At 62.3% G+C, this 11684-nt stretch carries 14 protein-coding genes; 7 read left to right on the top strand and 7 right to left on the bottom strand.

Annotation, left to right across the window (positions count from 1 at the left end; translation table 11 throughout):
• Positions 1-6: 6 nt before the first annotated feature.
• Together A9K68_RS09810 and A9K68_RS09805 are read right to left on the bottom strand one after the other, a co-directional pair.
• On the bottom strand, positions 7-1260 hold the full coding sequence (locus A9K68_RS09810) for a sarcosine oxidase subunit beta (protein WP_065011079.1): 1254 nt from the start codon (positions 1258-1260) through the stop codon (positions 7-9).
• Between the two features lie 177 nt (positions 1261-1437).
• A complete protein-coding gene (locus A9K68_RS09805) occupies positions 1438-2151 on the bottom strand; it encodes a hypothetical protein (RefSeq protein WP_163603003.1) in 714 nt (237 codons plus the stop codon).
• Between the two features lie 197 nt (positions 2152-2348).
• Here A9K68_RS09805 and A9K68_RS09800 point away from each other — a divergent pair, with 197 nt between their 5' ends.
• Both A9K68_RS09800 and A9K68_RS09795 read left to right on the top strand, forming a co-directional pair.
• Positions 2349-3107 carry an SDR family oxidoreductase gene (locus tag A9K68_RS09800; RefSeq protein WP_065011086.1) on the top strand — a complete coding sequence of 253 codons (759 nt, stop codon included), beginning with the start codon at positions 2349-2351 and terminating at the stop codon, positions 3105-3107.
• Between the two features lie 122 nt (positions 3108-3229).
• On the top strand, positions 3230-3616 hold the full coding sequence (locus A9K68_RS09795) for an SET domain-containing protein-lysine N-methyltransferase (protein ID WP_065011081.1): 387 nt from the start codon (positions 3230-3232) through the stop codon (positions 3614-3616).
• Between the two features lie 84 nt (positions 3617-3700).
• On the opposite strand, the gene A9K68_RS09790 is transcribed toward A9K68_RS09795, so the two are convergent.
• Together A9K68_RS09790 and A9K68_RS09785 are read right to left on the bottom strand one after the other, a co-directional pair.
• Positions 3701-4144 (bottom strand): DUF6766 family protein, encoded by a 444-nt coding sequence (locus A9K68_RS09790; protein ID WP_246811337.1) that lies wholly within the window; start codon positions 4142-4144, stop codon positions 3701-3703.
• Positions 4131-4640: a DUF892 family protein gene (locus A9K68_RS09785; protein ID WP_029348076.1), complete on the bottom strand. Its 510-nt coding sequence runs from the start codon at positions 4638-4640 to the stop codon at positions 4131-4133. The genes A9K68_RS09790 and A9K68_RS09785 overlap by 14 nt, the downstream gene beginning before the upstream one ends.
• A 402-nt stretch (positions 4641-5042) precedes the next feature.
• Here A9K68_RS09785 and rpsU point away from each other — a divergent pair, with 402 nt between their 5' ends.
• The 5 genes from rpsU to A9K68_RS09760 all read left to right on the top strand — a co-directional run bounded on the left by rpsU (position 5043) and on the right by A9K68_RS09760 (position 9698).
• Positions 5043-5315, top strand: coding sequence for a 30S ribosomal protein S21 (gene rpsU, locus A9K68_RS09780; protein ID WP_065011082.1), 273 nt, complete (start codon positions 5043-5045; stop codon positions 5313-5315).
• Between the two features lie 150 nt (positions 5316-5465).
• The gene (locus A9K68_RS09775) at positions 5466-6311 is read left to right on the top strand and encodes a tetratricopeptide repeat protein (RefSeq protein ID WP_065011083.1); all 846 of its coding nucleotides are present in this window, start codon (positions 5466-5468) and stop codon (positions 6309-6311) included.
• Between the two features lie 163 nt (positions 6312-6474).
• Positions 6475-6948, top strand: a complete 474-nt coding sequence (locus tag A9K68_RS09770; RefSeq protein ID WP_029348080.1) for a DUF992 domain-containing protein — start codon at positions 6475-6477, stop codon at positions 6946-6948.
• A 283-nt stretch (positions 6949-7231) separates the two neighbouring features.
• Positions 7232-8668 (top strand): MFS transporter, encoded by a 1437-nt coding sequence (locus A9K68_RS09765; RefSeq protein WP_065011084.1) that lies wholly within the window; start codon positions 7232-7234, stop codon positions 8666-8668.
• A gap of 86 nt (positions 8669-8754) precedes the next feature.
• Positions 8755-9698, top strand: a protein-coding gene (locus tag A9K68_RS09760) for an IS630 family transposase (RefSeq protein WP_156768448.1) whose coding sequence is annotated in 2 segments (ribosomal slippage) — positions 8755-9091 and positions 9091-9698 — 945 coding nt in all. Because the reading frame shifts where the segments join, the coding sequence is not laid out codon by codon here.
• A gap of 12 nt (positions 9699-9710) precedes the next feature.
• Here the strand turns inward: A9K68_RS09760 and coaBC are convergent.
• Genes coaBC through A9K68_RS09745 form a run of 3 tightly spaced genes read right to left on the bottom strand, consistent with a single transcriptional unit; the run spans position 9711 to position 11619 of the window.
• Positions 9711-10928 carry a bifunctional phosphopantothenoylcysteine decarboxylase/phosphopantothenate--cysteine ligase CoaBC gene (gene coaBC / locus A9K68_RS09755; RefSeq protein WP_065011440.1) on the bottom strand — a complete coding sequence of 406 codons (1218 nt, stop codon included), beginning with the start codon at positions 10926-10928 and terminating at the stop codon, positions 9711-9713.
• A 26-nt stretch (positions 10929-10954) separates the two neighbouring features.
• Positions 10955-11362 (bottom strand): type II toxin-antitoxin system VapC family toxin, encoded by a 408-nt coding sequence (locus A9K68_RS09750; protein ID WP_065011426.1) that lies wholly within the window; start codon positions 11360-11362, stop codon positions 10955-10957.
• Positions 11359-11619, bottom strand: coding sequence for a hypothetical protein (locus tag A9K68_RS09745; protein ID WP_065011441.1), 261 nt, complete (start codon positions 11617-11619; stop codon positions 11359-11361). Before A9K68_RS09745 ends, A9K68_RS09750 begins: the two co-directional genes overlap by 4 nt.
• Between the last annotated feature and the right edge of the window lie 65 nt (positions 11620-11684).

Here is an 11684-nt window from a genome sequence, read left to right as displayed (position 1 = left end):
CCTTCATCAGTGTGCCACCGCCGCCGCCGCCGCCTCGTCGATCAGGCGGCCGGTGCGGAAGCGCTCGATGGTGAAGGGGGCGTTGATCGGGTGCGGATCGTCTTTTGCGATGGTGTGGGCAAAGACATGGCCCGAGCCGGGCGTTGCCTTGAAGCCGCCCGTGCCCCAGCCGCAATTGACATAGAGGCCGGGCACGGGCGTCTTGGCCAGGATCGGCGAGCGATCGGGCGTCACGTCGACGATGCCGCCCCAGGAGCGCAGCATCTTCATGCGCGTGAACATCGGGAACATCTCGCAGATGGCGTCGAGCGTGTGCTGCAGGATGTGCAGGCCGCCGGTCTGCGAATAGGAGACATACTGGTCAGTGCCGGCGCCGATGACCAACTCGCCCTTGTCGGATTGCGAGATATAGGCGTGCACCGTGTTCGACATCACCACGCAAGGGAATACCGGCTTGACCGGCTCCGACACCAGTGCCTGCAGCGGATAGCTTTCCAGCGGCATGCGCACGCCGGCCATGTTCATGATGACGGACGAATGGCCGGCGGCAACGACGCCGACCTTCTTGGCGCCGATGAAGCCGCGCGTCGTCTCGACGCCCATGACCGAACCGTTCGGCGCCCGCTTGACGCCGGTGACCTCGCAATTCTGGATGATGTGGACGCCGCGCGCCGAAGCGCCGCGCGCATAGCCCCAGGCCACGGCATCGTGGCGGGCGGTGCCGCCGCGACGCTGCAGGGTGGCGCCCATCACCGGATAGCGGGCATCGCGCGAAATATTGAGCGGCGGGCAGAATTCCTTCGCGGCTTGCGGCGTCAGCCACTCATTGTCGATGCCGTTCAGGCGGTTGGCATGGACGTGGCGCTTCAGCACCTGGATATCGTGGACATTATGGGCCAGCATCATGACGCCGCGCGGCGAATACATGACGTTGTAGTTGAGCTCCTGGCTGAGCCCGTCCCACAGTTTCAGCGCATGGTCGTAGATGCCGGCGCTCTCGTCATAGAGATAGTTGGAGCGGATGATGGTGGTGTTGCGGCCGGTATTGCCGCCGCCGAGCCAGCCCTTTTCCAGCACCGCGACATTGGTGATGCCGTGCACCGTGGCGAGGTAGTAGGCGGTGGCCAAGCCATGGCCGCCGGCGCCGACGATGATGACGTCGTAGTCCTTCTTCGGCTCTGGCGAGGACCACTGTTCCTCCCAGCCCTTGTGGCCGCGCATAGCCTCGCGGGCGATGGCGAATACCGAGTATTTCTTCAACGTTCCAGCCTCGCAGAATAGCGGCCGGGCATCCAATCGAGCGCCGGCGCGCGAGGTGTATCACTAGCGAAACCGCGCTGCCACCCTTGCGCTGTTTGCGACGGCGCTTGCCGTTTTGCGCCACGACGAAAAAGACCTGTTCGATCGGGGCATCCTGACCAATGCGCAGCAGTAGGCCTACGCCGAAGACGCGCCTTTTCTGGACAATGCAGACGACCAGACGGCATAGATCGGTGTCAGATGGCTGTGATAACAACTGGCTGCGATCTCTCTGACTTCGGCATCATCCGACCCTTCGGCCATTGCCAGGAATTGCTCGTCGACCACATAGCGTGGCCTGACCGCGACGGCTCCACCGAAGCGCCGCACGAGCGCGTCCGGGTGGTCGAGCAGCCATCGCACCCCCTTTGTCGTAGCCTTGAAGTGTTGGCCATGAGCCTTCAAAAGGATCGGGAACGCCGATTCCGGGCGCAGCGCGGCGGCATTTTCCACCGCGAGCCGTAGCTGCCAGCGTTCCGCAAAGCGGATGAACTGGGTCACCCTCCATCGAACACCGGGATGTTCGTCGTCCAGCCGCAGCATGACACCGCCGAGAATGGCTCCATCCGCCGGCGTCGTGCATCCCAGAAGCGCTTCGATTGCATCGAACCTGATCCCAGCAATCTTGCTGTCGAGCAGGTCGGCGATCTCCGCGACAACGCAATTCATGTTGAAGCTTAGCCTGGGGCTGATCTCGGCCACCAAAAAAGCGGCTGCGGCCTGAGTATGAAGGTTGCCGGACGTCAGCAGCGGCCGGAGGTTTTCAAGGGGAAAGCCTTTGTGAAATTCCGATTGAAGAGCGAACGTCAACTCGCTGTCGCCCTCATAGCCGGGCTCCAGCAACTTGCTCATCATGTCTTGGGGGGTCATTGGAATGGGTGGCGCGTCCACCCGCAATGTTGAATGACGGCTTTGGTAGCTTGGCGTCCCCCCGGCGTCAAGAAATCTTGACAGATGCCTTCGCACGTATCGGGTGGCTCGCGCCGCCCCGGACTGCGATCACCGTCCCGATTGCCGGCGACGCTGGCGCGAAGAAAGGGATGAAAACAATGCTCGCACTCCCTAACAAGGTCGCCATCGTCACTGGCGCCAGTTCCGGCATCGGCCACGCCACGGCAAAACTCTTTGCCGAGGAAGGCGCCAAGGTGGTCGTCGCTGCCCGTCGCCAGGCAGAGCTGGACGCGCTCGTCACTGAAATCGAGGAGGCCGATGGCACGGCCATTGCTCTTGCCGGCGACGTCCGCGACGAGGCCTATTGCAAAGCCCTTGTCGATCTTGCGGTGGGCCGGTTCGGCGGGCTGGATATCGCCTTCAACAACGCCGGCTCGGTCGGCAAGATGGGTTCGATTTCGGGGTTGTCGCTGCAGGGCTGGCGAGAGACGCTCGACACCAACCTGACCAGCGCATTTCTCGGCGCGAAACATCAGGTGCCGGCGATGGTCGATCGCGGCGGCGGATCGCTGATCTTCACCTCTACCTTCGTCGGCCATACCGTCGGCATGCCCGGCATGACCAGTTACGCCGCAAGCAAGGCCGGGCTGATCGGATTGACGCAGGTGCTTGCCGCCGAATACGGCGCGAAAGGCGTACGGGTCAACGCGCTGCTGCCGGGCGGCACCGATACGCCTTCGGCAACATTCAAGACACCTGAATCGCGAGCCTTCGTCGAAAACCTGCATGCCTTGAAGCGCGTTGCCGAGCCTGAAGAGATCGCCCGCTCGGCGCTCTACCTGGCTTCGGATGCATCGAGCTTCACCACCGGAACCGCGCTGTTTGCCGATGGCGGTGTTTCGATCAGCCGGACGTGAGGCGTTTTCCCGTCGGCGAACAATGGAACGCGGCATGTTGCAAAACCGGCCTTGATTTCTTGGCGCGATTTAGCGATTGCGTTTTTCTGTTCGAAGAATGCTGTCGAAGACGGGCCTAAAACATGCTGCTGATCAGGACCTACATCGCTGCTAGCACAATCGAGGGTGTCGGCGTATTCGCCGCCGAGCCGATCAGGAAGGGAGCGTCGATCTGGCAGCTCGATCCTGACTTCGACCGGTTGATCCCGACGGAAAAATATAAGGCCGCGCCGCCGCATCTCAGGGAATTGCTCGACAGATATGCCTATCCAAGTCCGGACCGGCCCGGATTCATGGTCTATGAAGTCGACAATGGGCGCTTCATGAACCACGCCGAAAGGCCGAACACGGATTTCTCGCAGTATGGTGGCGCAACCGCGATCCGCGACATTGCGGCGGGCGAAGAAATAACCTGTGACTACGGCGAATTCTTCGAGGGTTTCGAGCGGCTTCATCTAGCCACGGCATAGAGGAGAGCCTGTCGCCAATTGCTCTGTTGCGAATCAAACGACCCGGAGCGATGATCGGCTCCGGGCCACGTTTCCAACCCCAGCTTAGTTCCGGTGGGCGTGCGGCTCGTCGGTGTGGCGGCCGTCATATTGCAGGTCCAACTCGCGAATCGCCTCCTTGCCTTTCTTCGGATCGACAAGCCTAAGAAGCGCGTCGATCTTGGCCTCCATCCGGTCGGTACTCTCCTTCGATTGCGGCGAACCGACGAAGAGCAGGAACGCCAGGCCGCCGACCTGCCAGAGCAGTTGCAGGAATTCTGACTGCCAGTTCTCAAGCGTGTCGCGGCTCATCTCGATCAGATAGCCGCCGAATTCGGGCGGTTGGCCGAGCGCTTGCTGGTCGTCGAGATAGGCGAACCAGCCGAAAACCCAGTGACCGACGATCGAGATGATGAAGAAGCCGAGGGTAATCCAGGCATAGCTGTAGGCCCGCCACACCGAAGGCGGCGTCATCTTGGCCGCCGGCCTGTTGTCCTCATCGTTTGGCATTGTCGCTGTCCGACTCCGAGCGAGCCAGGAACTGCTCCGTAGTCGCGGGCAGCTTGTTTTTCAGCCACTCGGCCATCGCCTCCTCCTCACGCAGGTTTTGTTCGCAGGCCCGGGCGACTTCTGTTTCGCCAAGGGATTCGGCGGCTGCGATGAGGATCGTGTATGAGGCGATTTCCATATGTTCGAATGTGTAGCTCGCGAGTGAGCCTTTCATCACCTCGTCGCCGGCGAAGACGCCGCTTAGGGACTGCGCCATGGCCAACAGCTTGCCGCCCGCGTCCTTCAGCGTGGACGTATCTTCGCCCAACTGTTCCAGGCAGGTTCTGAGGCGTGCGGCTTGCCCTTTCGTCTCGTCGACGTGCAGGTTAATGCGCTCACGGAGTTCGGGATAACTCTCCAGCCGGCTCAGCTGGCCGTTCAGCATGGTTTCGGCCTGCTCCTCCATCGCATGCGCGTCCCTGAGCCACTGGACGAGCCATTCACGGGTCTCTGACATCGGTTTTCTCCTGTGCTTGCCTATGCGAAACAACCATGGGGAACGAGGTTTGTTCCTTCGTTGATAGAGCCAGGCTGACCGTTTGCCGGATTGGGCAGCAGGATTTATCGGTGGCGGAGAAAACGCCAACGATCGCTCATCGGTGCGGAGAGCCCCCGATCAGGCGAATCTACTACCAGAGGTCGTAATTCCTTGCTTTCTGACGGCAGTTATGCTATTGATTTGCACGTGGTGCTGATTTGCGCCGACGACCCGCCGCCGAGGCGGGTTTTTCGTTTCGGCAGTGGACAGAGCGGCATGATTCTGCTATCAGCCGCCACAATTCGTGGTGTAGACCGCCGCGGAGGCAAGCGACTATGGCCACTTGCCTGTTGTTAACAAACCCGAAAGACAGGATTGCCCGTGCAGGTACTCGTCCGCGACAACAATGTTGATCAGGCGCTTCGCGCGCTCAAGAAAAAGATGCAGCGCGAAGGCATCTTCCGCGAAATGAAGATGCGCGGACATTATGAGAAGCCTTCCGAGAAGCGCGCCCGCGAAAAGGCGGAAGCCGTTCGCCGCGCCCGCAAGCTGGCCCGCAAGCGCGCCCAGCGCGAGGGTCTGCTGCCGATGACGCCGCGTCCGGTGGCGGCTGGTACTGCTGGTGCAGGTGCTCCGCGTCCGCCGCGGTTCTGACGCCAATTTTTCGTCCTTTTCGAAGGATGCCCAAGGTGGCGCGATGCGTAATCGCCGCCACCTTTTTGTTGAATTCGACCAGTTCGGAGAGGGCCGGTTCGGAGACGGAACAGACCTGACGGCGCGGCGGGCAGTGAGGACAGAGCAGATATGAACGCAACAAGCGTGGAGCGCAGAACCGCAATGCGCGGCTTCGCCCTGACGGCAGCCCTGCTTTCCGGCTTGGCGCTCGCCGGCTGCCAGACAGCCCCGACCGGCGAATTCACCAACATCGACAAGGCACAAGGGTCGGCCGAGAACATCTCCTCGCTGTCGGCCGTTATCCAGCGCAGTCCCCAGGATCCCGAAGGCTACAATGTGCGCGGCTCCGCCTATGGCCGCGGCGGCCAGTATCAGGCGGCGCTCAAGGACTTCGACACCGCCATCCAGCTCAATCCGAATTTCTACCAGGCCTATTCGAACCGCGCTCTCATCCAGCGCTTTCTCGGCGACCAGGCGGCCGCGCTTGCCGACTACAACCGCTCGGTCCAGATCAATCCCGACTATGACGCCGCCTATATCGGCCGCGGCAACCTCTACCGCAAAGCCGGCCGCATCCAGGAAGCGTTCAACGATTTCCAGAAGGCGATCCAACTCGACACGACAGACGCCCGCGCCTACCACAATCGCGGCCTGATCTACCAGAGCCAGGGCCAGCACGCTTTTGCCATCGAGGACTTCTCGACCGCCATCTCGCTGGCGCCGGACGCCGCCGAACCCTACAATGGCCGCGGTCTCTCCTACCTCGCCATGAACGACGAGGACAACGCCTTCGCCGACATTAACATGGCGATCAAGCTCGACGGCAAGAATGCCGAGGCCTGGTCCAACCAGGCGCTAATCTACGAGCGGCGCGGCGACAAGGCCAAGGCGGCAAAATCCTACCGCGAGGCAGTGCGCCTCAACCCCACCTACCAGCCGGCCAAGGACGGCCTGGCGCGCACCAGCACCGGCTGACCGACGGCAGCGTTGGGTCTGAAATGGCAGGCCTGCCGTTTGGCATGGCCTCGAAACCTTCAATGACTGTGCGTTGACCCTCGCCTTGATCGCGCCAAGTTTCGGCGGAACGCTCGGGATGTTCAGCCGTTGTTCAAGGCAATTCGCGAAAAGGACCCCTCCCATGATCAAGAAACTCGCCTGTGCCGCCGCCCTCGCCGCGACGGTGCTCGCTGCCCCTGCCAGCGCGGGCAGGCTGGAGCTCGGCGTGCTCGACTGCACCATCGACGGCGGCACCGGCTACATCGTCACATCCAACAAAGGCGTGGCCTGCACCTTTCGCCCTCATCATGGCGGTCCCCCCGAAGCCTATACCGGCGTCATTTCCAAGCTCGGCGTCGACGTCGGCAGGACGCACCAGGGCGAATTGATATGGGCGGTTCTGGCGGCCACCCGCGACCGTAATTCCGGCGATCTTGCCGGCAGCTATTATGGCGTCAACGCCGAGGCCAGCCTGGTGACTGGCGGCGGCGCCAACCTTCTGGTCGGCGGACTGAACAGCGCGTTCTCGCTGCAGCCTCTGAACGTACAGGCGCAGACCGGTGTCAACCTGGCAGTCGCCGTCACGTCACTGGAGCTGATCCACTCGTTCAAGTAAGCGTGCCATAGCGAGGCTCAGCGGCGCGGAACAGGATTGGACTGTTCCGCGCCGCATGATTTTTGGAAAACCGCCATGCCAAGGATGATCATCGCTGACGCCATGATCGCCAATCTTCGATCACCCTGACTTCCCGCCAGCATCTCGGGGCACCCGCAAAAACCGCTTGAACTCAACTGCGGTTGAGGTTTTACAACCCGCCCCCGAAGCGCCGCGTGCTTGTTGGAATCGAAGAGCGCTCCACCATTTTTAATCGGCGTATAAGAAAGTTTATGAGGGCGCGGTGACGGAAACCAGCACAAACAGGGTCGACTGGCGCGCGCTGTGGGCGAGCGGCGATCTGGCGCGCTTCTGCTTCATCAGCCTCGGCATCCTGCTGCACGCCACCAACGAAACCATGGTGGCAACGGTGATGCCAGCCATGGTCGGCGAACTCGCCGGCGTTCAGCTTGTCGGCTGGTCGCTGGCGATCTACGAGCTCGGCGCCATCGTCGCAGGCGCTGCCGCCGGACGGCTGGTGAGCTATGTCGCGCTGCGTACCAACATGATAGTCGCCGCCCTGCTCTATGCCGCCGGCGCCCTGGTCTGCGCCATCGCGCCCTCCATGCCGCTGTTCCTGGCCGGGCGCTTGATCGAGGGTTTTGGCGGCGGCGCGCTGGTGTCGCTGGCCTTCGTCTCGGTCGAGCGGCTGTTTCCACGTGCCATCTGGCCGCAGCTTTTCGGCGTCATGTCGGCGATCTGGGGCGTCGCCGCCTTCAGCGGACCGGTGCTCGGTGCGTTGATGACCGAGCTGCTCTCCTGGCGTTGGGCTTTCGGCGTCTTCACGGTCGGCGGCACGGCCATGGCGCTGGCGAGCTTTATCGTGCTCGACACGCCTGAGGCAACCAGGCCACAGGCGATCACTGGAACGGCGCCGCCCTTCCCCTTTGCCGCGCTCGGCTGCTTGGCCGTCAGCGTCGTGCTGATTGCCACGGCTGGGGTCGACATTGCCCTGCTGCGTTCCTCTCTACTGCTGGTCCTCGGACTGATCGGGCTTGCGCTGTTCATCCGCATCGACGCGCTGAAGCCGGGCTCGCGGCTGTTCCCGTCGCGGCTGTTCTCATGGCGCACGCCGGTCGGCGCAGGCATGACCATGGTCGCCGCCTTTTCGGTGGCGACCTGTTCCTTCGCCGTCTACGCGCCGCTGCTTCTGACCAGCCTGCACGGCATTCCGATCCTGACCACCGGCTATATCATCGCCGCCGAATCGATCGCCTGGTCGATCCTGTCGATCCTCGTCGCCAATGCGCCGCCGGAACGCGAGAGGCTGATCATCACCGGCGGCGCACTGATGATCGCGGCCGGCATCGTCGGTTTCGCCTACGCCGTGCCGGCGGGTTCGATTCCGCTGATCCTGTTTTGCGCCTTGCTGCAGGGCGGCGGCTTCGGCATTGCCTGGCCCTTCGTCACACGCGTGATCGTGGCATCGGCTAGGGATGGTGAGCAGACGATCGCCTCCGCCGCCGTGCCGACCATGCAGCGCATTGGCTATGCGGTGGGTGCCGCACTGACCGGCATCGTCGCCAATGCCAGCGGTTTTTCCGAAGGCCTGAACCGTGAGGCGGCGGCAAATGTCGCCACCTGGCTGTTTCTCGCCTTCGTGCCACTCGGGATTCTGGGATGCCTCGCCGCCCTCAGGATCTCGGGACCGGCAGCCCGGCCACAGGAAGCGACGAGCTAGAGCGGGATGAGATTTGTAAGAGTCGTGGGATTCCCAAATCATCGCAGTTCTGATTCAACATTCATGCTGGGAGGAGGCCAGTTTGGATGGCAGGATATTCGATGGACCTTCGCGAGCGGGTTGTAGCCGCGGTCAAGACCGATGGGCTCTCGCGACGTGCGGCGGCGGCTCGATTTGGCGTTAGCTATAGCGCGGCCATTGAGTGGCTCAAGCGTGTCGAAGAGACTGGCAGTGCTGCGCCTCGCCAGGTCGGCGGCTACAACCCGAAGAAGCTCTCGGGAGCGTGGCGCGACTGGCTGATCGAACGCTGTCACGACAGGGACTTCACCTTGCGCGGCCTTGTGGCCGAACTTGGCGAGCGTGGCCTGAAGGTCGACTACCGTTCGGTGTGGGAATTCGTGCATGCCGAGAAGCTCAGTCACAAAAAAAGACGCTGATCGCCGTCGAGCAGGATCGTCCCGATATCGCGCGACGGCGGATGCAGTGGACGAAGTATCGGGGCCGGATTGATCCCACGCGCCTGGTCTTCATTGACGAGACCTGGACCAAGACCAACATGTCGCCGCTAAGCGGCTGGGCGCCGGTGGGACAGCGGCTCAAAGCGAAAGTGCCGCACGGCCACTGGAAGACCATGACCTTCCTGGCCGCGCTGCGCCGCGATCGCGTCGACGCGCCTTGGTTGATCGACGGACCGATCAACGGCGAGAGATTTCTCCTCTACGTCGAGAAGGTTCTCGCGCCGACCCTCCAGCCGCGGGATATAGTCATCATGGACAATCTCGGCTCGCACAAAGGCAAGGCGGTGCGTCGCGCCATACGCGCCGCCGGCGCAAGGCTCTTCTTCCTGCCGAAATACTCGCCCGATCTCAATCCGATCGAACAGCTCTTCTCAAAACTCAAGCACTGGCTGAGAAAGCCAGCAAGCCGCACCGTCCAAACCGTCTGCGACGCGATCGGCCAAATTCTCAACCGCATCACATCCGCCGAGTGCTCACACTACTTCAAAAACTCCGGCTATGACCGAAACTAATCTCATCCCGCTCTAGACAGTAATCGTCTTAAGCCGTTCGGCGATCAAGGCGGCGAGCTGCGTCGCCACCTCGTCCTTGCTCATCTCAGGCCATTCCTCGACACCGGCCTTCGAGACAATCCGCACTCGGTTGCGATCGCCGCCCATCACCCCGCTTTCGGGGGACACGTCGTTGGCGACGATGAAATCGGCGCCCTTCTTCCTGAGCTTGGCCTCGGCGTTCCTAACGAGATCCCGCGTCTCGGCGGCAAAGCCGACGACCAGGCTGGGCCGCGTCCTGTGATGACCGACACCGGCAAGAATATCAGGGTTTTCGATCATCTGCAGCGCCGGCGGCCCCTCGCCCGCCACCTTCTTGATCTTCTCGCCGGCCGAAGTCTCGCTGCGCCAGTCGGCGACCGCCGCGACGAACACCGCCGCGTCGGCCGGCAGCAGCTGTTCGACCGCTTCCCTCATCTCGTTCGCGGTTTCGACATGCAGCGTGGTGACTTCAGCCGGATCGGCAATACCGACCGGACCGGAGACGAGGTGCACATCGGCGCCCAGCCTAGCCAGCGCCGCCGCGATGGCATGGCCCTGCTTGCCGGACGAGCGATTGGCGATGTAGCGCACCGGGTCGATGGGCTCATGCGTCGGACCTGAGGTGACGATGACCTTTCTGCCTGCGAGCGGCTTCGGCCTGATATCGAGCAGCGCCTCGATCGCAGCGACGATCTCCAGCGACTCGGCCATGCGGCCCTCGCCCGCCTCGTTGCTCTCGGCCATCTCGCCCTTTGCCGGGCCGACGAATGCGACGCCGTCCTTCTGCAACGTCGCGCGGTTGCGACGGGTCGCCGGATGCGACCACATTTTCGGGTTCATAGCGGGCGCCATCAAGACCGGCTTGTCGGTGGCGATAAGCACGGTCGAGGCAAGATCGTTGGCGTGGCCGTTGGCAAGCTTCGCCATCAGGTCGGCGGTGGCCGGCGCCACGACCACGAGGTCGGCCTCGCGCGACAGGCGGATATGGCCGACGTCATGCTCGTCATTGCGGTCGAACAAATCGGTGAAGACGTGATCGGCAGTGAGCGCCCCGGCCGACAGTGTGGTGACGAATTCCTGCGCTGCAGCGGTCATCACCACCCGCACGGCGGCGCCCCGCTCGCGCAGCCGGCGGATCAGGTCGAGCGCCTTGTAGGCGGCGATGCCACCGCCGATGATGAGCAGGATGCGCTTGCCGGAGAGGGTCATGCCCGAGGCCAGCTCTTTGTCCAATGTCATGCCGGCCTCAGAGCCGGTTCGATATCGGTATGGATGAAATCATTGCCCTTGAAAAGCAGCGGGAGGTTTCGCGTCTTGGCCAAGGCGTAGGCGAAGCAGTCGCCCATATTGAGATCAGCACGATGGCGAGATCCACGACCATAACGAGAGTAGGCAAGCCGTGCGACTTCAAGCTGCGCCAAATCAAAAGGTACTACCGTCAACTCAAGACGGTCGATAAGCATTTGGAACTCGCTAGCGTTGACGCTACCGCTTGATCGGCTCGCTACACAATGCGCCTCCAGCAGCGTCGCAGTGCTTATCAGTGCAGCAGGTGAGGTTCCGAAAACATCGACGAACGCAGCCGCATCCGGCTCTGCGCCAATGATTGCGATCAATGCCGACGTATCGACTGCGACTGTCACAGAAGTCCCTCGTCCCACATATGATCAGTGAGCGCCTTGAGGTCAAAAGGATGTTCCAACTTCCGTCCGAGCGCCAAAATTTCTTCACGTGACGCCTTCAGCCGCCACGCGCCCTTCTCAAGCTTGGTTTTTGGGATCGCCACCTCACGCAAGGCATCCCGCGCTTCCTGCTCCATCGAAACGCCACGCGCGGCCGCGCGCTCGCGAAGCACCTGCTTTACGCTTTCGTCAAGATTGCGGATTGTTATCGTGCTCATGGTCATGCTCCTGCCCTTAACATAGGCAATAAGCAGCATGACTGCAATGACAGCACTGCTGTCAT

This window comes from Mesorhizobium sp. AA22 (genome assembly GCF_001672375.2).
Taxonomy (GTDB): Bacteria; Pseudomonadota; Alphaproteobacteria; order Rhizobiales; family Rhizobiaceae; genus Mesorhizobium; species Mesorhizobium wenxiniae.
The sequence above is the reverse complement of the archived record's forward strand: the minus strand, read 5'-3'. Positions and strand labels throughout refer to the sequence as shown.

Coding starts and splice junctions, on each gene's coding strand:
- A9K68_RS09805 (WP_163603003.1), bottom strand. CDS start 2,151: ATGAGCAAGTTGCTGGAGCCCGGCTATGAGGGCGACAGCGAGTTGACG.
- A9K68_RS09800 (WP_065011086.1), top strand. CDS start 2,349: ATGCTCGCACTCCCTAACAAGGTCGCCATCGTCACTGGCGCCAGTTCC.
- A9K68_RS09795 (WP_065011081.1), top strand. CDS start 3,230: ATGCTGCTGATCAGGACCTACATCGCTGCTAGCACAATCGAGGGTGTC.
- A9K68_RS09790 (WP_246811337.1), bottom strand. CDS start 4,144: ATGCCAAACGATGAGGACAACAGGCCGGCGGCCAAGATGACGCCGCCT.
- A9K68_RS09785 (WP_029348076.1), bottom strand. CDS start 4,640: ATGTCAGAGACCCGTGAATGGCTCGTCCAGTGGCTCAGGGACGCGCAT.
- A9K68_RS09775 (WP_065011083.1), top strand. CDS start 5,466: ATGAACGCAACAAGCGTGGAGCGCAGAACCGCAATGCGCGGCTTCGCC.
- A9K68_RS09770 (WP_029348080.1), top strand. CDS start 6,475: ATGATCAAGAAACTCGCCTGTGCCGCCGCCCTCGCCGCGACGGTGCTC.
- coaBC (WP_065011440.1), bottom strand. CDS start 10,928: ATGACCCTCTCCGGCAAGCGCATCCTGCTCATCATCGGCGGTGGCATC.
- A9K68_RS09745 (WP_065011441.1), bottom strand. CDS start 11,619: ATGAGCACGATAACAATCCGCAATCTTGACGAAAGCGTAAAGCAGGTG.